Raw genomic sequence first — 24,477 nt, forward strand, 5'->3', positions numbered from 1 at the left:
AGCTCAGCTCTCTTATCGCGAAGTGGACGCCCGCACGACCAGATCCGGTGTTTTACCCTTGCTGTAGCTGACCTTCTCACCCGCCATAGCGGCAAACAATAGCGTGATGGCCTGGCGCGCCACTTCATCAAGATGCATATTCACTGCCGTCAGTGGCGGTGTGGATTCGCGAGCGCGGATGCCGTCATAGCGAGTAACCACCCGCATTTGTTCAGGTATGGCGATATCTTGTTCCTGAAAAGCCCGTACCGCGCCGCTGGCAAAGGTATCGATCAGCACCAGCACGCCATCAACGTCGGGATGTTCCTGTAATAGCTGATGTGCCGCGCGGTAGCCGGCATTTTCACCGTCGCTCTCATTGAGCGAGTAGATGACGGGGGACTGCCGTCCTTCGCACCAGCGCCGGTAAGCCGCTTCGCTCTCCAGCATCGATGTGCGTCGCATGTTGCCGACAAATAACGCACATTTACGTGTGCCTGAGGACTCCAGATGCGCGAGCAGAATTTGCGCCGTTGCCGCTGAATGCAGTTCAACCCACGGCACAGGCGTGTCGGTCCCCGGCGTGCGGCCAATGGTGACGCAAGGAATGCCGGCCTGCGCCAGCGCCTGTAGCTGGGGATCGTTTTCCGCCGGCTCAATCAGAATCGCTGCGTCGAAGCCGACCGCGTCCAGCGGATTTGCGCCCGGTGGCACCAGAATCAAGGCATGCTGTTTTTCAAGCGCCATCATGGCGGAAGTGAGCGCAACCTCCATCATAAATCCCAGCCGGGAGGCGCCGGAGGCAATGGTCAACGGCACCGATGAGAGCAGCGCGATGGTATTGGTTTTGCCGGTACGCAGCTGTCGGGCACGGATATTGGGCGTGTAATTCAGCGCGACAATCGCCTCTTCAATACGCCGACGGGTCTCCGGTTCAACAAAGCGGGTGTTATGCAACGCGTTGGATACCGTCCCTGGCGACACGCCGGCATGGCGGGCGACATCAATCAACTTTGCGCGTTTTTTTTCTTGAGCAGGCATTTGCTTGCAGCCTCCAAAATCTTTTGCACAGATTAACACACTTTTTTGTGCTGACCTTTGTCGTTGCTATGCCAGCTGATGAATAAGCATTTTCAGAAAAAATTCTTCATTAAAACGTTTTAATGGGGTATTTTTACGAAAATTTATCCATCTGGAGGCTACGTGGCACACTTAACTCAGGATCCGACTTTTACGCTTGGACGCCGTCTATCCGGGCTCACCTTTATCGACAAAGAGAAGAGTTTCGGCGGGTATACCCTCTTTGCCCCGCAAACCGCAGAAGGGCGGGTTTATCTGGTTGATGAACAGGGTGAGGTCGCGCATCAGTGGCAGCTGCCGGTACGTGCAGGGCGCGATGCGGTGCTGCTGCCTAACGGTAACCTGGGATATAACGGTAGCCACCGTACCTCCGCAAATCTCTATCCCGCGTGGGATCTCTGGCATGGCGGTGATTTCTATGAAGTGACGCCGGATAACGAAATTGTCTGGCACTATGAAGACATCTTCCATCACCATGATGCGCAGTGGTTGGCGAACGGTAATCTGCTGTATACCGCCGCATCGCCGCTGCCTGCCGATATCGCTGCTCGTGTGACCGGCGGCGACCCGCGACGTGATGCGCCGGACGGCGTGATTCAGAGCGACGTCGTCAAAGAGGTCAATCGCGACGGTGAAGTGGTCTGGGAATGGCGTGCCTGGGAGCATTTGGATCCGGAAGATTTCCCGATTCATGAGATTTTTGACCGTCGCCACTGGCCGATGATTAACGGCCTGTCGGTGACTCGCGATGGCCTGGTGCTGATGAGCCTGCGCACGACGTCTGGCGTGATTGCCGTATCTAAAGAGAGCGGCAAAGTTGTCTGGCACGCGGGGCCGGAAGTGGTGGCGCAGCAGCATACGCCGGTTGAAATGGAGAACGGGTCGATTCTTGTTTTTGACAATGGCAACCTGCGTCCGGGCGTGACCTCGCCGCATTCCACGGTGCTGGAGTTCAATCCGCAAACCCACGCCATTACCTGGCAATATCGCGATATCTTCCCGCCGGCCTTCTTCTCCCCCTATATGGGCAGCGCGCAGCGTCTGGCGAACGGCAACACCTTTATCTGTGAATCCGCATTTGGTCGTCTGTTTGAAGTGACGCCGGAAGGGGAAACGGTTTGGGAATATATCATTCCGTTCTTCAATGAATATCCGGAGCACCTGAGCAAAGGCATTATTCCCGGAAAACAGAACAGTGCATTCCGCGCGCATCGTTATGCCGCCGACGCGATTGCCTGGTTGAAATAATCTCTGCCGCCAGCTCGCGCTGGCGGTCATTTTTTGATGTTTAACGGGAGGCAATCATGCCGCAACCTGGCCTTACCACGCCGGACAACGATGCATTACCCTGGCAAACGACCTTTCTTCTGGCGCTTCAGCATGTGCTGGTCGTCGCCGCGACCCCCATAACTTCCGTTTTTCTGATCGCCAAAGCGCTGCACTTTACCGACGCGGTGACCGCTTCGGTGCTGAGCGCCACGTTTCTGATGTGCGGGCTGGGCGCGATTCTGCAAAGCCTGGGCGTGAAAGGGGTAGGCGCGCGCCTGCCGTTTATCATGGTGCCCGGCGGCGCGCCGATCGCGATTTTTGTCGCTATCGCTCTGCAAACTAATATCCAGACGGCCGTTGGCGCGGTTATCTTAACGTCGTTGTTCTACTTTCTGGCGCTGCCCATTTTCCGCCGCTGCCTGCACCATTTCCCGCCCTTTATTATCGGCATTATGCTGCTGATGGTGTCGATAAACCTGATTCGTCTCTACGGCGGATTGATTATTGGCCAGCCGGGAAGCACGGATTTTGCTCACCCGACCAGTATTATTTTATCGCTGGGAACGATCCTGATTACGCTGGTTTTCGCGCTGGTTTTTACCGGTATTCTGCGCCAGCTTGCTGTGATGTTTGGTCTGCTTGCCGGTACGCTGTTGGGCATGATGCTGGGCAGTGCCGACTTTAGCGGCGTGAGCCACGGCCCGCTGTTCAGCGTTCCGCAATTGTTCCCCTTCGGTTGGCCCATTTTCAACCTTTCCGCTTCGTTGCCGTTGCTGATTTACGCGGTAATTTCTATGGCTGAAGCAACTGGGCAAACGATTGCGACGGCGGAGATTGTTAATTCTACGCAGAACGTCCGTGAAGCGATTCCGCGTACGATTCGCGGCGATGCCATTATGTCGCTGCTGGGGGGGATTTTCGGGACATCGCTAATTATTACCTCCGGCGAAAATATCGGTGTGGTGCGCACCACCAATGTCAAATCACGCTATGTCACCGCCGCAGCAGGGCTGCTGTTGATTCTGATTGCGCTGTTCTCACCGTTGGTACGTCTTGCGACTTGCCTGCCAGGGCCGGTGGTGTGTGGTACGGCGGTGATTGTGTTCAGCATTATCGGGGTGATTGGTATCGATATGATCGCTCGTGAACCGTTGCACACACCGGGCAAAACTTACGCGCTGGCAATGGGGCTGGCGATGGGCATGCTGCCTATTCTGGTGCCGGGTCTTTATCAAAATTTCCCGTCAGGCGTGCAGATGGTGTTTGGTAACGGCATGGCGGCGGGGACGTTGACGGCGATTCTGGTCAACTCGCTGTTTAACTGGAGTGAAAAGCGAAGTCAGGCGCGTGTAAAACCATAAGTTTATGAGAGCGGGCCGTTGGCCTGCTCTTATCCATCCAAAGAACTATTTTCTCACTGTTTGTTCACAATTATGTGACATATTCCATTGTATTTTTATATGCATAGACGAATCTTTTTTCACGCTACTTATGGGTAACCTCAGCATTTTCACCTGTGCGTTTTAACGTTCGCGGCATTAATCGCTCAGATAATCAGCATATCGAAAGAAATTTTTCACATAATGACTAATTGTTAATCACTGAATGTTGCAAAGTATTAAGTGAATAACTCTGCCTTCATGCCCATAGCATAAATTTCTCTGCTGAAAATAGTGCTTCGGGGTTTTTTTAATCTTTGCCCATCCATTCTCACCTTCAGTACAAATCCCGGTTAACTGTATTGACGTTTTCACATTCTATTGACAGATTGTACGGCATGAGGGGCATTTCATGGAGAATCCGCACTGCAACTCAGATGTTCCAGTGAAAGGAATCCCTCGCCTCTATATGCATCGACCCAGCCGGTTAAATAAAAAATAAGGTCAGGCGGTGTAACCCAATGCAAAGGGTAAAAACAACACATATCACATTGGAGCAGAATAATGAGTATTTCCTTGAAGAAGTCAGGGATGCTGAAGCTGGGCCTCAGCCTGGTCGCGATGACCGTTGCTGCCAGCGTACAGGCCAAAACCCTGGTTTATTGTTCAGAAGGCTCGCCGGAAGGCTTTAACCCACAGCTCTTTACGTCTGGTACCACCTATGATGCCAGCTCCGTACCTATCTATAACCGTCTGGTTGAATTCAAAACCGGCACCACGGAAGTGATTCCGGGTCTGGCCGAGAAATGGGACATCAGCCCGGACGGCAAAACCTATACCTTCCACCTGCGTCAGGGCGTGAAGTGGCAGGATAACAAAGAGTTCAAACCAACTCGCGACGTGAATGCCGACGATATCGTCTTCTCCTTCGACCGTCAGAAGAACCCACAGAACCCGTACCACAAAGTTTCTGGCGGCAGCTATGAATACTTTGAAGGCATGGGCCTGCAAGACCTGATTAGCGAAGTGAAAAAAGTCGACGATCATACCGTACAGTTCGTGCTGACTCGCCCGGAAGCGCCGTTCCTGGCCGACCTGGCAATGGACTTCGCCTCTATTCTGTCTAAAGAATATGCTGACAACATGCTGAAAGCCGGTACGCCGGAGAAAGTGGACCTGAACCCAATCGGTACCGGTCCATTCCAGCTGGTGCAGTACCAGAAAGACTCCCGTATTCTGTACAAAGCCTTCCCGGGCTACTGGGGCACCAAGCCGCAGATCGACCGTCTGGTCTTCTCCATCACGCCTGACGCTTCCGTGCGTTATGCCAAGCTGCAGAAAAACGAGTGCCAGGTGATGCCGTACCCGAACCCGGCTGACATCGCTCGCATGAAAGAAGATAAGAGCATCAACCTGATGGAACAGGCTGGCCTGAACGTGGGCTATCTCTCCTTCAACACCGAGAAAAAACCGTTTGATGACGTGAAAGTGCGTCAGGCGCTGACCTATGCGGTCAACAAAGAAGCGATCATCAAAGCCGTTTATCAGGGCGCTGGCGTAGCCGCGAAAAACCTGATCCCGCCAACCATGTGGGGCTATAACGACGACGTCAAAGACTACAGCTACGATCCGGAAAAAGCCAAGGCGCTGCTGAAAGAAGCGGGCCAGGATAAAGGCTTCACCGTTGAGCTGTGGGCGATGCCGGTTCAGCGTCCGTACAACCCGAACGCTCGCCGTATGGCTGAGATGATTCAGGCTGACTGGGCGAAGATTGGCGTACAGGCCAAAATCGTGACCTACGAATGGGGCGAGTACCTCAAGCGTGCGAAAGCGGGCGAACACCAGGCTGTGATGATGGGCTGGACCGGCGACAACGGGGATCCGGATAACTTCTTCGCGACCCTGTTCAGCTGCGCAGCGGCGAAAGACGGCTCCAACTACTCTCGCTGGTGCTACAAGCCGTTTGAAGACCTGATTCAGCCGGCGCGTGCGACCGACGACCACAACAAGCGTATTGAACTGTACAAACAGGCTCAGGTAGTGATGCATGACCAGGCTCCGGCGCTGATCATCGCTCACTCCACCGTATACGAGCCAGTGCGTAAAGAAGTCAAAGGCTACGTGGTTGACCCATTAGGCAAGCACCACTTCGACAACGTATCGATCGAATAATAAAGACGACGCCTTAACAGGCCGCGCATGCTTCCTGCCCCCTTTGGGGCGGGAAGCCGCGCCGTATCTGCGCCTCTCGTGTTGAGAACTGGCGGCAGATTTGTGAGCAATACAGACGGCCTGTGACCAGGCGGGACGTCACTAGAGAGAATCAGGGTTATGTTGCAGTTCATCCTCAAACGGTTGGGTCTGGTGATCCCGACGTTTATCGGTATCACCCTCCTCACGTTTGCCTTCGTGCATATGATTCCCGGCGATCCGGTAATGATTATGGCGGGCGAGCGTGGTATTTCCCCTGAGCGCCATGCCCAGCTGCTGGCTGAACTCGGCCTGGATAAGCCAATGTGGCAGCAGTATCTCCACTATATCTGGGGCGTGCTGCACGGTGACTTAGGGATTTCATTAAAGAGTCGTCTCCCGGTGTGGGATGAGTTTGTGCCGCGCTTTAAAGCGACACTGGAACTCGGTATCTGCGCCATGATTTTTGCCGTCGCCGTGGGGATTCCGGTGGGCGTGCTGGCCGCGGTGAAGCGCGGTTCTATCTTCGATCACACCGCCGTTGGCCTGGCGCTGACCGGCTACTCCATGCCGATTTTCTGGTGGGGCATGATGCTGATCATGCTGGTGTCGGTGCACTGGAACCTGACCCCCGTTTCCGGGCGCGTCAGCGACATGGTTTTCCTTGACGACTCCAACCCACTTACCGGCTTTATGCTGATTGATACCGCAATCTGGGGCGAAGAAGGCAACTTTATCGATGCGCTGGCGCATATGATTCTGCCGGCTATCGTGCTGGGGACCATTCCGCTGGCGGTAATTGTGCGTATGACCCGCTCCTCCATGCTGGAAGTGCTGGGTGAAGACTATATCCGTACCGCGCGCGCTAAGGGGTTAACCCGCATGCGCGTCATCATCGTGCACGCGCTGCGTAACGCGATGCTGCCGGTGGTGACGGTTATCGGCCTGCAGGTTGGTACGCTGCTGGCTGGTGCGATTCTGACGGAAACCATCTTCTCCTGGCCGGGGCTGGGGCGCTGGTTGATTGACGCGCTGCAACGCCGTGACTATCCGGTGGTGCAGGGTGGGGTGCTGCTGGTGGCGACGATGATTATCCTCGTCAACCTGCTGGTAGACCTGCTGTACGGCGTGGTGAACCCGCGCATTCGTCATAAGAAGTAAGGGGCCGTCATGTCACAAGTTACTGAGAATAAAGCACCGGTGCCGATGACCCCATTACAGGAATTCTGGCACTATTTTAAGCGCAATAAAGGCGCGGTGGTTGGCCTGGTGTACGTGGTTATCGTGCTGTTTATTGCCATCTTCGCCAACTGGATTGCACCGTATAACCCGGCGGATCAGTTCCGCGATTCGCTGCTGGCTCCGCCTGCGTGGCAGGACGGCGGTAGTCTGGCGCATCTGCTGGGCACCGATGACGTTGGTCGTGACGTGCTGTCGCGCCTGATGTACGGTGCGCGTCTGTCGCTGCTGGTTGGCTGTCTGGTGGTGGTGCTGTCGCTGGTGCTGGGGATCATCCTTGGCCTGGTGGCGGGTTACTTTGGCGGCCTCGTCGACAACATCATCATGCGTGTCGTCGATATTATGCTGGCACTGCCTAGCCTGCTGTTGGCGCTGGTGCTGGTGGCTATCTTCGGCCCGTCGATCGGCAACGCCGCGCTGGCATTAACCTTTGTCGCCTTGCCGCACTACGTCCGCCTAACCCGTGCCGCCGTGCTGGTGGAGGTCAACCGCGACTACGTAACCGCTTCCCGCGTCGCGGGCGCCGGGGCGATGCGCCAGATGTTCGTCAATATTTTCCCAAACTGCCTTGCGCCGCTGATTGTTCAGGCATCGCTCGGTTTCTCTAACGCCATTCTCGATATGGCTGCCCTCGGCTTCCTGGGGATGGGCGCACAGCCGCCTACGCCGGAATGGGGCACCATGCTCTCTGACGTTCTGCAGTTTGCCCAAAGTGCCTGGTGGGTGGTGACCTTCCCGGGGCTGGCGATTCTGCTGACGGTGCTGGCATTTAACCTGATGGGTGACGGTCTGCGTGACGCGCTCGATCCCAAACTGAAGCAGTAAGAGGTTCGAGATGGCGTTATTAAATGTAGATAAATTATCGGTGCACTTCGGCGACGAAGGCACACCGTTTAAAGCCGTAGACCGCGTGAGCTATAGCGTCAGTCAGGGCGAAGTCGTTGGTATTGTCGGCGAGTCCGGCTCGGGTAAATCTGTTAGCTCATTGGCGATCATGGGGCTGATTGATTATCCCGGCCGCGTTATGGCTGAAAGCCTGATGTTTAACGGTCAGGATCTGAAGCGTATCTCCGAGAAAGAGCGTCGCAATCTGGTGGGCGCCGAAGTGGCGATGATCTTCCAGGATCCGATGACCAGCCTGAACCCGTGCTACACCGTCGGCTTCCAGATTATGGAAGCGATTAAAGTGCACCAGGGCGGCAACAAACAGACGCGCCGTCAGCGGGCAATCGACCTGTTGAATCAGGTCGGGATTCCGGATCCGGCATCACGTCTGGATGTTTACCCGCACCAGCTGTCCGGCGGGATGAGCCAGCGCGTGATGATCGCCATGGCGATCGCCTGCCGTCCGAAGCTGCTGATTGCCGATGAGCCGACCACCGCGCTCGACGTGACCATTCAGGCGCAGATTATCGAGCTGCTGCTGGAATTACAGCAGAAAGAGAACATGGCGCTGATCCTGATTACTCACGATTTGGCGCTGGTGGCTGAAGCCGCGCACAAAATCATCGTGATGTACGCCGGTCAGGTGGTAGAGACGGGGGCGGCCAGCGATATTTTCCGCGCGCCGCGCCATCCCTATACTCAGGCTCTGCTGCGCGCGTTACCCGAATTTGCTCAGGATAAAGCGCGTCTGGCTTCGCTGCCGGGAGTCGTGCCGGGTAAGTACGACCGCCCGAACGGCTGTCTGCTGAACCCGCGTTGCCCCTATGCGACGGATAAATGCCGCAGCGTAGAGCCTGAGCTAAATACCGTTGACGGTGCTCGCCAGTCGAAATGCCACTATCCACTCGATGATGCCGGGAGGCCCACACTATGAGTACGCACGAGGCCACCTCGCAGCAGCCGCTGCTGCAGGCAATTGACCTGAAAAAACACTATCCGGTGAAGAAGGGGATGTTTGCTCCTGAGCGCCTGGTGAAAGCATTGGACGGCGTGTCATTTACGCTGGAGCGTGGCAAAACGCTTGCCGTAGTGGGCGAGTCCGGCTGCGGCAAATCGACCCTGGGTCGCCTGCTGACGATGGTTGAAGTGCCAACCGGCGGCGAGCTGTACTACCAGGGCCAGGATCTGCTCAAGCACGATCCACACGCGCAAAAATTGCGTCGGCAGAAAATCCAGATTGTGTTCCAGAACCCGTATGGTTCTCTGAACCCGCGTAAGAAGGTGGGGCAGATTCTGGAAGAGCCGCTGCTGATTAACACCTCGCTCAGCAAAGAGCAGCGCCGTGAAAAAGCGTTGGCGATGATGGCGAAAGTGGGTCTCAAAACGGAGCACTACGACCGTTATCCGCACATGTTCTCTGGCGGTCAGCGCCAGCGTATCGCTATCGCTCGTGGTCTGATGCTCGACCCGGACGTGGTGATTGCCGACGAACCGGTCTCCGCGCTCGACGTTTCCGTTCGCGCGCAGGTGCTGAACCTGATGATGGATTTGCAGCAGGAGTTGGGGCTGTCTTACGTCTTTATCTCCCACGACCTGTCGGTGGTGGAGCACATCGCCGACGAAGTGATGGTGATGTACTTAGGCCGTTGCGTGGAGAAGGGCACGAAAGACCAGATCTTCAACAACCCGCGTCATCCGTACACCCAGGCGCTGCTCTCCGCGACGCCGCGTCTGAATCCGGACGATCGCCGCGAGCGCATCAAACTGACCGGTGAGCTGCCAAGCCCGCTGAATCCGCCGCCGGGTTGCGCTTTCAACGCGCGTTGCCGTCGACGCTTTGGGCCGTGCACGCAGCTTCAACCGCAGCTTAAAGATTATGGCGGTCAGCTGGTGGCATGCTTTGCCGTTGACCAGGATGAGAACCCAGAAAAGAGCGTGTAACGTACTGACTATCTTAAAGGCCGCAGAGGTTAAACTTTGCGGCCTTTTTGTTTTCGGGCGCAATTCTGAAAAGGAGTCTCTTCCGGCGAGTTGGAAGGTCGATTGCCGTATTATTGACGGCAAGCCGGGTTTCCCGGTGAGGCGCAATGTTGCGGGGGCTTGATCCCCGGCGGCATGAGTTGCTGGAAAGAGAAAGCCCCCGCACGTTGTTTGGTATAAACCGGCAACATAACGAGGGCCATTCACTTGCTAGACAACAAGAGGATAGCCGCGAACCGTTGCTATTGCAATACAGGCGGTTGTATGACGCTCAACGAGGCATTAGTGCTTGCGGTTGTGACCTCCATCGTCGGCCCATTGGTGGTCGCGCTGGTACGTCACTTCTTCAGGTTCTAAGCTGACGGGGCGTCGTGGCTGCCGCAATGGCACATGCGCCCGAACCGGGCCGCAGAGGAAGCTCTGCGGCCTTTTTCGTTAACCCCAATGAACGGTTATTGCGGATACGGCACCCAGGCACCGCCGTTCAGGCGCACGTATGGTTTGCCCTGATATTGCACTACCACAGCGTTGGAGTTTTCCGACACGGCGGCAGTCTGCGGCAGGTTGCTGGTCAGCGCGGACCAATCAACGCTGTCTTCGGTGAACAGCTTGCCGTCCACCGCGCGGGCAACCAGCTCGGAAATGGCGAGATAGCTGCTTGGCTGGGTGATGTCGATTGCCGGACCCTGATGCGGCGCCTTCATACCAAAGAATTTGATGGCGGCCGGAACGTGGGTAATCGACGGGCTTGGGATATCGCGCAGGCCGGAAACCTGCATCTTATCGCCCTGCAATGCCGCGCCATGCTCAGGAACGACCACCACCATCACCTTACGACCTGATTTTTCCAGCTCGGTAAAGAAGGCATCCAGTTCATCGAATAGCTTCTGTCCACGGGCTTTATAGTCTGCGGTCTTACTCTGACCCGGATAATGGTTACCGTCGTGCAGCGGCAGAATATTGTAGAAGGTCGCCGAACGGCCACCCGCAGGAATATCCGGAGACTGCATCCAGCGATTCAGCGTGGCGAGGTCGTCATACACCGGTGAACCGTCGAATGACAGCAGGTTGACCGGCAGTTTGCTCTGTTCCATCAGCGGGCTCTGCATGCCGCCGTTTTCACGTACTTCTTTAAGGAAGTCGCCGAAAACACCGTTGTGGTCGAGCATCAGGTTCTGCTTAAAGCCCAGCTTTGAGAGATTATCGAACAGATAGCATTGGTTGCCCGCGGGCTGATACAGGCTGGTGTGTGATGGCTGACCGCAACTGGCGCGCAACAGGCGAATCGCCGCCGGGCCGCTGTAAGAGGTGGCTGAGTTGAAGTTGCTAAAGCGAATATCAAAGTGCGACCACAGCGGATGTTGCATCAGCGCGGCAGCTTCGAGATCGGAATTTGCCAGCGAGCAGATGTTGATAACCAGCAGGTCAAATGGCTGAGCGTCAGCCGGCAACTCCGTTGGGAAAGTCGTGACGCGCTTACTTTCCGCAGTGTAGAAGCTGTTCAGCCAGGCGTTCAGGTTATCGGATGTCGGCGCGGCGGTTTGTGCCGGAATATCGCTGTTTGCAGCCGCACTTGTGCCTGTTGTTGCCGTTGGCGCAGCCGTGTTGGCGGTTGTCGCCGTCGCATTTTGCCCGGTAGGCCACAGGCTAAACGAGGGACCAAGGAGCGCGTTCAGGTTAATCCACACCATGGCGATGACAACAAATACCGTAATACGAATCCATTGGTTCAGGAACAACCAGGCGACCAGCAGTACGAAGAAGACGCCAACCATCTGCCAGTTGATGAAACGCGTGATCAGGTCCCAAATGTAATCGGCGCTAAAACCTGCAATTTGCGAGCCCTGGCTCATAATGCTTTCCGGTCCCGGCAGCCAGGTATCGTGCCAGAACAGCGCAAAGCCGATAGGTATCGCAATCCAGTGTCGCCAACGGTGCAGCCGACTGTTGGGCAACGGGAACAGCAGGAAGGCCATAAATACCAGGTTCTGCATGGCGTGAAAATTCAGGTATCCGGCCCACAGTAGGCCAAATTTGACCAGAAAATAGAAGTTCCAGCCGGATAGGCCCCGCCAGTAATGCCAAGAGGAAGAAGGCGTCGCGGTGGCGTTTTGCGTCGAATTAGTCATTTTTTGATTTTGCCCTGACGGCCAGATCCCGGCGCAATACGCCTACTGGCTTAACATAACGGGGTTTAAGAAACATCAAGCGGAAGGCGTTTTCAATCCGACGTTGATGGTGGCGCGTCAGATATCCCAACGGGAAAAAAATAAACGCGCACAGTACCACGAGTTGAATAATATCGCTTATTGACATCATGACGATTTCTCTTCGGTATCGGCGGACAAACGCAGTGGTTCGGGATAACGACGCCAGCCGTTGCCCTCGTAAGTGGCGTTGATGACGTTGGTCGGTTTTGGCGCCATCTGCAGTGGTTTGGTCCACAGTTCTGGCTTCACGTCGCGCATGATCAGCAGTTCGGAGGCAATTTGCTTATCTTCGAACCAAATCATGCGGTTAGAGAAAATATCGCCGGTAGGTAGCGGAAAAATATGGTTCAGCGCTTTGTCCAGGTCATTGACCCGGCAGAATGGCAGGAACAACACCAGACGTTGGTCGGCAATGGTGACGATGTCGCCCATACGGTGAGGGCGACATAACGTGAGCGCCTGCTCAACGCGCAGTCCCGGCGCCGGGCGCAAAGCGACCATCACTCCTTTGCTGTCGGCGGGGAGTAAGGTGTTGTTGATCACTTTTTGCACCGAGTCGCAGAATACATCCCACTTCTGATAACCCTTCAGCTTCAACGGTTCTGTGTTGGCCAGCAGCGTGCTCAGGTCTTCCGGTACGTGGCGATTGAACTGCTGCGTTTGCACGCTTTCAATCAACGTCAGGCTGCGAGACAGCGGCGCGTTTGCAGAAATTACCAGGTTGGCGCCACAGCTGAGCAGCAGGCGCTCGTCGGTGGCGCGCAGGCTTGCCGTGGTCTCGCGAACGATGATTTTTAATGCGCTTCCGCGCTGGCGACGCAAGGTATGGATATAGTGGGCCAGTTGTTCGACCTGGCTATTCTGGTTGAGTGAGAATATGACCGTTGCGGCCTGGGCGGTGCGCGCGGCATTAAATACGGCGTCGTTGGTTTCAAATAACGTCCAGTGTTCTGACAGCGGCGGTGCGCCTTCAAGAATATTGATATTACTCAGAACTTCTTTTTCATCACTGCGTGGCTGCACGTTGGCAACCTCTTCCTGTGCTAAATGCCAGCCGTTGTCATTTTGTTTAATTAAAAGCTGCTGACGGGCGCTAACGCCTTTTTCATTCGCCCAGTAAGATATATCCAGGAGTTGACTATCACCCTGGTAACGTAAATTTGCGAGGCCGGAAAGTGAACGATATTCACCCAGCAGATGTGATGTTAAGGCATCGGCATTGTTGCCAGGGCTAAGAACTAAAAGAGTGCAATGGTAGTATTTCGCCCATTGTTGAGACTTGTTTACCCAATCGAGAAGTTTTTTCCCCGATATATTTTCCCAAGCGTTGTGGGAACATAAAAGGATAACGAAATAATCCTTGGGCTCCAGCGTGCAGAGTAAATCGCGGCGCATAAAGTGTAGACCATTCTGGCTATCCTGCATGGTAAATAGCGCAATTTTTTTTGGCCCGGAATTATCCCTTAACTCTATGAGGTCATTGGGGTTTCCCCCCATACCGACGACGGCGACATGGGCCGAATCTGGCTGCGCGGAAAGCGTCTGATTTAGCAGGCTAACGGCATCCTCATGGCGGTCAGTATTGATCCACCAGACGCCGCCTGTGGGCATATGGCTCACTTCATCCCACAGCGACTGAATACCTAGCGAAAATATGGGGTTCATCGTGTCCCTCTTATCGACGAAAATCCTGCGTATAAGTTTACTAGTGTCATCGCCAGAATAAACCTAATATTGAAATTAAATAGCATCAGATTTAGCATGTATACTCTGAATAATTCGAGTTATCGTCAGGCGATAAGTGTGTAAATCCCCTGAAAATTGCATAACTATGTGGCTGGAATGAGTAGAAGTGGATGTGCTCATTGCCATCTGAAGTATGATGAGTATAAACGAATTTCATGGAAAGGTTGCCAGTCGAAAGAGGTGGCGCATTCGTACTTTGATTTCAGAGGGAGTAAAGAAATGCCAGATAACGAACCTATGACATCAGTTGATTCGCAACTCGGTTACACTTTCCAGAATGACTTTCTCGCATTGAGCCGAGCTTTCTCTCTACCCAATATAGATTACACTGATATTTCCCAGCGTGAAAAATTAGCTGCGGCGTTTAAGCGCTGGCCGCTGCTATCAGAGTTTGCAGAACAAAAAGCCGAACAAAAATAAGGAAGCCGAATGGCTATTCTGGGATTACAGGGCGTGCGCGGTGGCGTGGGCACAACGTCAATCACGGCGGCCCTCGCGTGGTCATTGCAACTGCTCGGGGAGTCGGTATTGGTTATCGATGCCAGCCCCGACAATATGCTGCGCCTGTCATTTAACGATGATATCGCTCGTGAAAGCGGCTGGGCGCGCGCAGTGCGGGACGGTAATGACTGGCGCGATACCGCGCTCCGCTATACCGCGCAAATCGACCTGCTGCCGTTCGGCAAACTGCACCCCGGCGATCGACAAAATGTGGCCGTACTCAGCGACACGCTGTCGATCATCACCGAAATTGTCCAGACGCTGGAGCGTGAGGGACGCTATCAGTGGATACTGATCGACGTGCCGCACGGCTTCTATCCGTGGACGCCTGCGCTTATTGAGGCTTGCCACTATACATTGACCATCGTGAAGCCGGACGCCAACTGCCATATTCGTTTGCACCAGCAGCCGCTGCCTGCCAATACCCATATTCTGCTTAACGGCCTGCGCATGAGCAGCCCGCTGCAGGAAGACCTGTATCAGGTCTGGCTGCAAACACAGCGCCATCTGGTGCCGGTGGTGGTCCATCGCGATGAGGCGATGGCCGAAAGCCTGGCCAGCAAGCAGCCGTTGGGCGAGTATCGTCATGACTCGCTGGCCGCTGAAGAGATGATCACCCTCGCCAACTGGTGCCTGATGCACTATGCCGGACATCACCCAGCGGAGGAGCGCGAATCATGATTCGCCTTAGCAGCTGGATATTCGTCCCGTCGGTGTATGCGCAGCTACGTGCGCGCTATATCGGCTATCGGCGTGCTGGCTCTTCCTGGCTCGCCGCAACGCTAGCCTGCCTGTGGGTCGGGCTGGCGTGGATGTTTTTGCCGCTAGAAAACCCGCGCTGGCAGGCGCTGCAAGCACGTCAGGATGAGCTGTTTCCACATATTCGTTTTGCGCGTCCCAGGCCATTAGATCCGCTGCGTTACCTGCTGCAGGCACTGTGGCTCATCATCAGCAAACCGCCGGAAACCCGGCGTGCCGTGGCCTGGCGCCCTTTCGCCGGCGTCGATCGCCTGCGTGAACGCTATAACCAGTGGGCGGAGTCGCTGCCGGGCCGTGTGAACGCGCAAACTGGCCATCTCGACCATAAAAAAGAGCTGGCGCACCTGAACCCAAAACTGCGACGGTTTGTGCTTGGCGTTGCCGTGGTGCTATCGCTCCTGCTGGCGCTGGTTTGTATCACGCAGCCGTTTAACCCGATTTCACAGTTTATTTTCCTGATGCTGTTGTGGGGCGTGGCCCTGCTGGTGCGCCGTATTCCCGGTCGTTTCTCCGCGCTGATGCTGATCGTTCTGTCGCTGACGGTCTCCTGCCGCTACATCTGGTGGCGCTATACCTCGACGTTGAACTGGAATGACCCCGTCAGCCTGGTATGCGGGCTGATTCTGCTGTTTGCAGAAACCTATGCCTGGATAGTGCTGGTACTGGGCTACTTCCAGGTTGTCTGGCCGCTGAATCGTCATCCGGTGCCGCTGCCGAAAGACATGAACGAATGGCCGACGGTCGATATCTTTGTGCCGACTTACAACGAAGATCTGAACGTGGTGAAAAATACCGTTTATGCCTCACTCGGTATCGACTGGCCGAAAGACAAGGTGAAAGTGTGGATCCTTGATGACGGCGCCCGTGAAGAATTTCGCCAGTTTGCGAAAGACGTCGGCGTTGAGTATGTCGCGCGTACCACGCATGAACATGCAAAAGCGGGGAACATCAACAACGCGCTGAAGCTGGCGAAAGGCGAGTTCGTCTCCATCTTCGACTGCGACCACGTGCCGACGCGCTCGTTCCTGCAAATGACCATGGGCTGGTTCCTGAAGGATAAAAAGCTGGCGATGATGCAGACGCCGCACCACTTCTTCTCTCCGGACCCGTTCGAACGTAACCTGGGGCGTTTCCGTAAAACACCGAACGAAGGCACGCTGTTCTACGGCCTGGTGCAGGATGGCAACGACATGTGGGATGCGACCTTCTTCTGCGGCTCGTGTGCGGTCATCCGTCGTAAGCCGTTGGATGAAATTGGCGGTATCGCCGTGGAAACGGTAACCGAAGATGCGCACACCTCGCTGCGTTTGCACCGTCGTGGCTACACCTCAGCCTATATGCGTCTGCCGCAGGCGGCGGGGCTGGCGACGGAAAGCCTGTCGGCGCACATCGGCCAGCGTATTCGCTGGGCGCGTGGCATGGTGCAGATCTTCCGCATGGATAACCCGTTGTTGGGCAAAGGGTTGAAGTTGCCGCAGCGGCTCTGCTACCTCAACGCCATGTTCCACTTCTTATCGGGCGTGCCGCGGTTGATCTTTCTGACCGCGCCGCTGGCTTTCCTATTGCTACACGCTTACATCATCTACGCCCCGGCGTTGATGATTGCGCTGTTCGTGCTGCCGCACATGATTCACGCAAGCCTTACCAACTCGAAGATTCAGGGTAAATATCGCCACTCCTTCTGGAGTGAAATCTATGAAACGGTGCTGGCCTGGTACATCGCGCCGCCGACCATGGTAGCGCTGTTTAACCCGCATAAAGGCAAATTCAACGTGACCGCCAAGGGCGGCCTGGTGGAGGAAGAGTACGTCGATTGGGTGATCTCAAGACCGTATATCTTCCTTGTGCTGTTAAACCTGGTTGGCGTGGCGTTCGGCATCTGGCGCTATATGTACGGCCCGGAGAACGAAATTCTCACCGTATGGATCAGTCTGATTTGGGTGTTCTATAACCTGATTATTCTCGGCGGCGCGGTTGCCGTGTCGGTTGAGAGCAAGCAGGTGCGCCGCTCGCATCGTGTCGAAATCAAAATGCCGGGGGCGATTTCCCGTGAAGACGGTCACCTGTTCTCCTGTACGGTACACGACTTCTCCGACGGTGGCGTCGGCATTCGTATTAACGGCGACGCTCAGGTGCTGGAAGAGCAGAAGGTGAATTTGCTGCTAAAACGCGGCCAGCAGGAATACGTCTTCCCGACGCAGGTGGTGCGCGTGCTGGGCAGCGAAGTCGGCCTCAAGCTGCTGCCGATGAGCACGCGTCAGCATATCGACTTTGTACAGTGTACCTTTGCGCGCGCGGATACGTGGGCGCTGTGGCAGGACAGCTTCCCGGAAGATAAACCGCTGGAAAGTCTGTTCGATATTCTGAAGTTAGGGTTCCGTGGTTATCGTCACCTGGCCGAGTTTGCGCCGCCGGTGGCAAAGGAAATTTTCCGGTCGCTCACCTTGTTGGTGGCGTGGGTGGCCTCGTTTGTACCGCGTCGTCCGGAACGTGACGCGGTGGTCGAGCATCCGCTATCGGCTTTGGCTCAACAATAATGATGATTATGCGATGAAAAGAAACCTTTCCTGGATTTGTGCAGTGGCGGTGGGTATGGGCAGTTTACTGCCGCTCACGACGCATTCAGAAACGACGCCAGAGGTGTCGGTGACGCCCACCGTTCAGCAGGACGCGACGGTGCCTACGCCTGACGCCGCGCCGGTGGTGGTGGAAGATGCGCCAAGCCGTGACGTAAAGCTTTCTTTCGCCCAGATTGCGCCACCGCCGGGCAGCATGGTGCTGCGCGGTTCGAATCCGGACGGTGGCGTGGAGTTTGGCATGCGCAGCGACGAAGTGGTGTCTAAGGCGCTGCTTAACCTGACCTACACCCCGTCGCCGTCCCTGCTGCCGATTACCTCGCAGCTGAAGGTTTATCTGAACGATGAACTGATGGACGTCCTGCCGGTGACCAAAGAGCAGTTAGGTAAAAAAGTGACCGCGCAGATCGCCGTCGATCCGCTGTACATCACCGATTTTAACCGCGTTCGCCTGGAGTTTATCGGCCACTACCGCGATGTGTGCGAAAACCCGGCCAACAATACCGTCTGGCTGGACGTGGCGCGTAATAGCTCGTTGGATTTGACCTACCGTTCGCTGAAAGTGCGTAACGATCTTTCCCACTTCCCGGTGCCGTTCTTTGACACGCGCGACAACCGCGCGCTGGAGCTGCCGATGGTCTTTGCCGCGTCGCCCGATCTGCAACAGCAGCAGGCGGCGGGCATTATCGCCTCGTGGTTTGGCGCGAAGGCGGGCTGGCGTGGACAGAGTTTCCCGGTGCTGTTTAACACGCTGCCGGAGCGTAACGCGATCGTCTTTGCCACCAACGATCGTCGTCCGGACTTCCTGCGCGATCATCCGGCGGTCAATGCGCCGACGATCGAGATGATCGATCACCCGGGCAACCCGTATATGAAGCTGCTGGTGGTGTTTGGCCGTGACGATAAAGATTTGCTGAAAGCGGCGCAGGGCATTGCCTCGGGCAACATTCTGTTCCGTGGTGATAGCGTCACCGTTGATGAAGTGAAGCCGCTGCGTCCACGCGTGCCGTACGATGCGCCGAACTGGGTACGTACCGACCGTCCGGTCACCTTCGGCGAGCTGAAAACCTACGAACAGCAGCTACAGTCTACCGGGTTGGAGCCTGCCTCCATCAACCTGTCGCTGAATCTGCCGCCGGATCTGTACTTGATGCGCAGCACCGGCATCGATATGGACCTGAAATATCGCTACACCATGCCGCCCGTCAAAGACAGTTCGCGGATGGACATCAGCCTCAACAACCAGTTCCTGCAGTCATTTAACCTGGATAGCACTCAGGACGTCAACAAGCTGATGCTGCGCCTGCCGGTGCTGCAGGGCCTGCTGGATGGCAAGAATGACATTAGCATCCCGGCGCTGCGCCTGGGGGCGATGAACCAGCTGCGCTTTGACTTCCAGTATATGAACCCGATGCCAGGCGGTACGCTGGAAAACTGTATTACCTTCCAGCCGGTACAAAACCACGTGGTGATTGGCGATGACTCGACGATCGACTTCTCCGACTATTACCACTTCTTGCCGATGCCGGATTTGCGCACCTTTGCTAACGCGGGCTTCCCGTTCACCCGTATGGCGGACCTGTCCGATACGGTCATCGTGATGCCGAAGACGCCGTCTGAAGCACAGGTCAGCACGCTGCTGAATACCGTGGGCGTGGTGGGCGGACAAACCGGTCTGGCAGGCACCAGCATGACCATTGTCGATGAGGGTAGCCAGATTAAGAGTAAAGATGCTGACCTGCTGCTGATTGGCTCTATTCCGCAGCAGCTCAAAGACGACAAGCATATCGACCTGCTGGTCAATGCGACGCAAAGCTGGGTGAAAACGCCGGTGCGCCACCACGACCTGCCGAGCATCTATATGGATGAGGATGACCGCCAGGCCAGCGTGCAAACCGGTATTACCTCCTCAGGGCCGATGGCCGCGGTGGTGGGTTTTGAATCGCCTTATTACAAACAACGTAGCGTGATCGCCCTGTTGGCGGACAGCGCCAGCGGCTATAACTTGCTGAATGGCGCGCTGAACGACAGCGGTAAACGCGCGGCGATGTTTGGCTCGGTATCGGTGATCCGTGAATCCGGCGTCAGCAGCCTGCGGGTAGGGGATATCTACTACGTCGGCCACCTGCCGTGGTTTGAACGCGTTTGGTTTGCGCTTTCCAACCATCCGGTGCTGCTGGCTATCTTCGCGGCGATCAGCATCGTGCTGCTGGCCTGGGTACTGTGGCGTCTGCTGCGTATCATCAGCCGTCGTCGTCTGGATCCGGAAGACGAGTAAGCCGCGATGAAGATGCTGAGCTGGATCGTTCTGCTGTGCGCCCTTGGCGGTCAGGTACAGGCTGCTTGTGACTGGCCGGCCTGGGAGCAGTTTAAAAAGGATTACGTGAGTGCCGAAGGGCGGGTGATCGATCCCAGTGATTCTCGCAAAATCACCACCTCAGAGGGGCAAAGCTATGGGTTGTTCTTTGCCCTCGCGGCCAACGATCGTCAGATGTTCGCCACTCTGTTTAACTGGACGCAGAACAATCTGGCGCAAGGTTCACTGCGCGAGCATCTTCCGGCGTGGTTATGGGGTAAAAAGAGCGAAGAGGCGTGGACGGTGCTGGACAGCAATTCCGCGTCTGACTCCGATATCTGGATTGCCTGGACGTTGCTGGAGGCCGGTCGACTGTGGAAAAACGACGACTATACCGACACCGGTAAAGCGCTGCTGGCGAAGATTGCTGCCGATGAAGTGGTGAATGTACCGGGTCTGGGGCTAATGCTTCTGCCGGGACGCGTCGGTTTTGCCGAAGAGACGCGCTGGCGCTTTAACCCCAGCTACTTCCCTCCGCAGGTGGCGCAGTATTTCAGCCGCTTCGGCGCGCCGTGGACTACGCTGCGCGATACCAACCTCAAACTGCTGCTTGATACCGCCCCGAAAGGCTTTTCGCCGGACTGGGTGAGCTACGAAAAAGCGAAGGGCTGGCAGCTAAAAGAGGCGAATGTGATCGGCGGCTATGATGCGATTCGCGTCTATTTGTGGGTGGGAATGATGAACGACGCAGACCCGCAAAAAGCGCGTCTGCTTAAACGCTTTAACCCAATGGCGGCGCAGACCGCCCGGCAGGGGCTTCCCCCGGAGAAAGTGGCGATCGCCACGGGGAAAGTGACCGGTGATGGCCCGGTTGGTTTTTCGGCTTCACTGCTGCCGTTCTTACAGGATCGTGATGCTCAGGCCGTTCAGCGCCAGCGTGTTACCGACCATTTTCCCGGCGCGGATGCTTATTATAGTTATGTTCTGACCCTCTTTGGTCAGGGCTGGGATCAACACCGTTTTCGCTTCAGCGCCCGCGGCGAATTACTACCTGACTGGGGCCAGGAATGCGCAAGTTCACACTAAGTTTACTCACCCTCTCTCTGGGGCTGTCGTTGGTACAGCCGGTCTTCGCGGACACCTCGGCGGAAGAGCAGTTGCTCAACCAGGTGCGTCTTGGCGAAGCCAGCAAACGTGAGGATCTGGTGCAGCAGTCGCTGTATCGGTTGGAGCTGATTAATCCCAACAATCCGAAGGTGCTGGCGGCTCGCCTGCGCTACATGCTGCGTCAGGGGGATACCGCGGGTGCGCAGGCGCAGTTGAAAAAACTGGCGCAGGTCGCGCCCAATTCCACGGAGTACAACGCCTCGCGCGCGGAAATTGGTTTGAACACCGATGCCGGGCGTCAGTCGCTACAGCAGGCGCGTTTACTCGCCACCACCGGCCATGTGCCGGAAGCGCTGGCGGAATATGAAAAAGCGTTTAACGGCCCGCCGCCGGACGGCGATTACGCCGTGGAGTACTGGACAGCGGTGGCGAAACTGCCCGCCCGGCACAACGAAGCGCTCAAACAACTGCAGTCGTTGAACCAGAAAAACCCCGGCAACGTTGGCCTGCAAATGACGCTGGCGAATACGCTCCTGGCCGACAACCAGCGCGATGCGGCATTTGCGGTACTCGAACAGATGGCGAAATCGGCGGGCGGTCGCGGACCGGCAGCCGATCTCTGGTTTAAGGCCATTAAAAACCAGCCTGCCAGCCCGTCCAGCGTGCAGGCGCTACAGCGTTACCTGTTAATTTTCACCAGCGGTGAATCGGCGGACAGCGCCCGTGCGTTGCTGGCCGAGCAGCAAAAACAGCTGGCGGATCCGGTGTTCCTTGCGAAGGCCAAAGAGGCCGAAGCGGAAGCGAACAAACCGCAAACCTGGGAACTGTACTGGCCGTTGATCCGCAAAGGCGACGCGGCGCTGAAAGCCAATAATCTGGCGCAGGCGGAGAGCTTCTACCAGCAGGCGCGTAAGCTGGATGCCACCGACAGCTATGCGGTACAAGGGCTGGGCGACGTGGCGATAGCCCGTAAAGATACCGCTGCGGCTGAGCGCTATTACCAACAGGCGCTGCGCCTTGACCGTGGCAACAGCGGCGCGGTGCGCGGGCTGGCCAATATCTATCGCGCCGAGTCGCCGGAAAAAGCGACCGCGTTTATTAATGGTCTCTCGGCCAGCCAGCGTCGCAGTATTGATGATATCGAACGCAGCCTGACTAACGACCGGCTTTCACAGCAGGCAGAAGCGCTGGAAAACCGCGGTGAGTGGGCGCAGGCGGCGGCGCTTCAGCGTCAGCGCCTGGCGCTGTCGCCGGACGATGTGTGGATCACCTATCGCCTTTCCCGCGATCTGGTGAGCGCGGGGCAACGCGGCGAAGCCGACCGTCTGATGCTCAACCTGGCGCATAAGAAACCGACCGACGCCGATCAGGTTTACGCCTACGGGCTGTATCTCTCCGGCAACGGTCAGGATCAGGCGGCGCTGACGCATCTGGCCGCGCTGCCGTCGTCGCAGTGGACGGACAACATTCGCGAGCTGGATCAACGTCTGCGCAGCGACCAACTGATTGCTCAGGCAAACCGTCTGCGCGACGGTGGACAAGAGGCGCAGGCCATCGCGTTGCTGAAACAGCAGCCAGAGTCTGCACGCATTCATTCAACCCTTGCCGACTGGGCCCAGCAGAGGGGTGACAGCGCCGCAGCGTTGACTGAATACAACGCGGTGCTGGCGAAAGACCCTCATGATGAGGATGCCCACCTGGGGTTAGCGGAGGTCTACGCGGCTGACGGCAACGCATTGGCGGCGCGCCAGCAACTGGCCGAACTGCCGGCAGAAGGTGAGCGTTCGCTCGGTACCCAGCGCCGTATTGCGTTGGTGAGTGCGCAACTGGGCGACACGGGGGCGGCCCAGAAAATGTTGACCGCGCTGGTGCCGCAGGCAAAAGCGCAGCCGCCATCAATGGAAAGCGCGATGGTGCTGCGCGACGCGGCGCGTTATCAGGCGCAGGACGGCAACCCACAGCAGGCGCTGGAAACCTACAAAGATGCCATGGTGGCGGCGCAGGTTACCCCGACGCGCCCGCAGGATAATGACACCTTTACCCGCCTGACGCGCAACGATGAAAAAGATGACTGGCTCAAGCGCGGCGTGCGCAGCGATGCGGCCGACCTGTATCGTCAGCAGGATTTGAACGTCACGCTGGAGCATGATTTCTGGGGTTCCAGCGGCACGGGCGGTTATTCGGATCTGAAAGCGCACACCACCATGTTACAGGTGGATGCGCCGCTCGCCGATGGGCGGATGTTCTTCCGATCCGATCTGGTCAATATGGATGTCGGGAGTTTCTCCACCGACAAAAATGGCTACCATAAAGAGCAGTGGGGAACCTGTGATTTAGCCCGTTGTAATGGCTCTGCGAATCAGAGCGATAGCGGTGCCAGCGTGGCCGTGGGCTGGAAAAATGATACCTGGAACGCCGATATCGGTACCACGCCGATTGGCTTTAATGTCGTCGATGTGGTCGGTAGCCTGAGCTACAGCAACGATCTCGGCCCGCTGGGCTACACGCTCAACGCGCACCGTCGGCCGATTTCCAGCTCGCTGCTGGCCTTCGGCGGACAGAAAGACAACAGCAGCGGCGCACATCCCGGTACGACCTGGGGTGGCGTGCGCGCTAACGGCGGCGGTCTGAGCCTGAGTTACGATAAAGGTGAGGCCAACGGCGTATGGGCCTCGCTGAGCGGCGATCAGTTGACCGGCAAAAACGTCGCCGACAACTGGCGCGTGCGCTGGATGACCGGCTACTACTACAAGGTTGTCAACGAGAACAACCGTCGGGTAACCGTCGGGCTGAACAACATGATCTGGCACTACCAGAAGGATTTGAGCGGCTATACGTTAGGTCAGGGCGGCTATTACAGCCCGCAGGAGTACGTTTCCTTCGCCGTGCCGGTGAACTGGCGCCAACGCACGGAAAACTGGTCGTGGGAACTGGGTGGATCTGTCTCCTGGTCGCATTCACGTACGAAAACCGAGCCACGTTATCCGCTGATGAACCTGATTCCATCGCAATGGAAGCAGGACGCGAGCGATGATACCAACGGCGGCGGCAGTAGCCAGGGCTTCGGCTACACGGCGCGGGCCCTCGTCGAACGTCGGGTCACGTCCAACTGGTTTATCGGCGCGGGTGTGGATATTCAGCAGGCCAAAGATTACACCCCAAGCCATGCGCTGTTGTACGTGCGTTACTCCGCCGCCGGGTGGCAGGGTGACCTCGACATGCCGCCGCAGCCGCTGGTGCCCTACGCTGACTGGTAACCTCATCTATCCTGATATAGGTAT

The 24,477-nt window shown here is 56.6% G+C and carries 17 protein-coding genes; 13 read left to right on the top strand and 4 right to left on the bottom strand.

Annotation, left to right across the window (positions count from 1 at the left end):
• Positions 1-12: 12 nt before the first annotated feature.
• The gene (locus tag ACW14G_RS04910) at positions 13-1,020 is read right to left on the bottom strand and encodes a LacI family DNA-binding transcriptional regulator (protein ID WP_163446867.1); all 1,008 of its coding nucleotides are present in this window, start codon (positions 1,018-1,020) and stop codon (positions 13-15) included.
• Between the two features lie 162 nt (positions 1,021-1,182).
• Here ACW14G_RS04910 and ACW14G_RS04915 point away from each other — a divergent pair, with 162 nt between their 5' ends.
• The 7 genes from ACW14G_RS04915 to dppF all read left to right on the top strand — a co-directional run bounded on the left by ACW14G_RS04915 (position 1,183) and on the right by dppF (position 9,962).
• Complete coding sequence (locus tag ACW14G_RS04915) at positions 1,183-2,307, top strand: aryl-sulfate sulfotransferase (RefSeq protein WP_249022627.1); 1,125 nt, start codon at positions 1,183-1,185, stop codon at positions 2,305-2,307.
• Between the two features lie 56 nt (positions 2,308-2,363).
• Complete coding sequence (locus tag ACW14G_RS04920; RefSeq protein WP_163446863.1) at positions 2,364-3,689, top strand: uracil-xanthine permease family protein; 1,326 nt, start codon at positions 2,364-2,366, stop codon at positions 3,687-3,689.
• A gap of 582 nt (positions 3,690-4,271) precedes the next feature.
• Positions 4,272-5,879, top strand: coding sequence for a dipeptide ABC transporter periplasmic-binding protein DppA (gene dppA / locus ACW14G_RS04925; RefSeq protein ID WP_163446861.1), 1,608 nt, complete (start codon positions 4,272-4,274; stop codon positions 5,877-5,879).
• Positions 5,880-6,038: 159 nt separating this feature from the next.
• On the top strand, positions 6,039-7,058 hold the full coding sequence (gene dppB, locus ACW14G_RS04930; protein WP_064541180.1) for a dipeptide ABC transporter permease DppB: 1,020 nt from the start codon (positions 6,039-6,041) through the stop codon (positions 7,056-7,058).
• Positions 7,059-7,067: 9 nt separating this feature from the next.
• Entirely contained in the window at positions 7,068-7,961 is an 894-nt protein-coding gene (gene dppC, locus ACW14G_RS04935) for a dipeptide ABC transporter permease DppC (RefSeq protein WP_064541183.1), read from the top strand.
• Positions 7,962-7,971: 10 nt separating this feature from the next.
• On the top strand, positions 7,972-8,955 hold the full coding sequence (gene dppD, locus ACW14G_RS04940) for a dipeptide ABC transporter ATP-binding protein (RefSeq protein WP_167574856.1): 984 nt from the start codon (positions 7,972-7,974) through the stop codon (positions 8,953-8,955).
• On the top strand, positions 8,952-9,962 hold the full coding sequence (gene dppF / locus ACW14G_RS04945) for a dipeptide ABC transporter ATP-binding subunit DppF (RefSeq protein ID WP_455648497.1): 1,011 nt from the start codon (positions 8,952-8,954) through the stop codon (positions 9,960-9,962). Before dppD ends, dppF begins: the two co-directional genes overlap by 4 nt.
• 491 nt (positions 9,963-10,453) lie before the next feature.
• Here dppF and bcsG read toward each other — a convergent pair whose 3' ends face one another.
• The 3 genes from bcsG to bcsE are packed head-to-tail and all read right to left on the bottom strand — an operon-like array spanning position 10,454 to position 13,876.
• Positions 10,454-12,130 (bottom strand): cellulose biosynthesis protein BcsG, encoded by a 1,677-nt coding sequence (bcsG, locus tag ACW14G_RS04950; RefSeq protein WP_249022628.1) that lies wholly within the window; start codon positions 12,128-12,130, stop codon positions 10,454-10,456.
• Positions 12,123-12,320 carry a cellulose biosynthesis protein BcsF gene (gene bcsF / locus ACW14G_RS04955; RefSeq protein ID WP_163446853.1) on the bottom strand — a complete coding sequence of 66 codons (198 nt, stop codon included), beginning with the start codon at positions 12,318-12,320 and terminating at the stop codon, positions 12,123-12,125. Before bcsF ends, bcsG begins: the two co-directional genes overlap by 8 nt.
• Positions 12,317-13,876, bottom strand: coding sequence for a cellulose biosynthesis protein BcsE (bcsE, locus tag ACW14G_RS04960; RefSeq protein WP_167574857.1), 1,560 nt, complete (start codon positions 13,874-13,876; stop codon positions 12,317-12,319). Before bcsE ends, bcsF begins: the two co-directional genes overlap by 4 nt.
• A 300-nt stretch (positions 13,877-14,176) precedes the next feature.
• Here bcsE and bcsR point away from each other — a divergent pair, with 300 nt between their 5' ends.
• The 6 genes from bcsR to bcsC are packed head-to-tail and all read left to right on the top strand — an operon-like array spanning position 14,177 to position 24,453.
• On the top strand, positions 14,177-14,377 hold the full coding sequence (gene bcsR, locus ACW14G_RS04965) for a cellulose biosynthesis protein BcsR (RefSeq protein WP_064541198.1): 201 nt from the start codon (positions 14,177-14,179) through the stop codon (positions 14,375-14,377).
• A gap of 9 nt (positions 14,378-14,386) precedes the next feature.
• The gene (bcsQ, locus tag ACW14G_RS04970; protein ID WP_167574858.1) at positions 14,387-15,139 is read left to right on the top strand and encodes a cellulose biosynthesis protein BcsQ; all 753 of its coding nucleotides are present in this window, start codon (positions 14,387-14,389) and stop codon (positions 15,137-15,139) included.
• Positions 15,136-17,754: a UDP-forming cellulose synthase catalytic subunit gene (gene bcsA / locus ACW14G_RS04975; RefSeq protein ID WP_163446849.1), complete on the top strand. Its 2,619-nt coding sequence runs from the start codon at positions 15,136-15,138 to the stop codon at positions 17,752-17,754. The genes bcsQ and bcsA overlap by 4 nt, the downstream gene beginning before the upstream one ends.
• A 13-nt stretch (positions 17,755-17,767) precedes the next feature.
• The gene (bcsB, locus tag ACW14G_RS04980) at positions 17,768-20,071 is read left to right on the top strand and encodes a cellulose biosynthesis cyclic di-GMP-binding regulatory protein BcsB (RefSeq protein ID WP_249022629.1); all 2,304 of its coding nucleotides are present in this window, start codon (positions 17,768-17,770) and stop codon (positions 20,069-20,071) included.
• A 6-nt stretch (positions 20,072-20,077) separates the two neighbouring features.
• The gene (gene bcsZ, locus ACW14G_RS04985) at positions 20,078-21,175 is read left to right on the top strand and encodes a cellulose synthase complex periplasmic endoglucanase BcsZ (RefSeq protein ID WP_163446845.1); all 1,098 of its coding nucleotides are present in this window, start codon (positions 20,078-20,080) and stop codon (positions 21,173-21,175) included.
• Entirely contained in the window at positions 21,157-24,453 is a 3,297-nt protein-coding gene (bcsC, locus tag ACW14G_RS04990) for a cellulose synthase complex outer membrane protein BcsC (protein ID WP_249022630.1), read from the top strand. The genes bcsZ and bcsC overlap by 19 nt, the downstream gene beginning before the upstream one ends.
• Positions 24,454-24,477 lie beyond the last annotated feature (24 nt).

The sequence above is a fragment of the Kluyvera sp. genome (genome assembly GCF_965301105.1).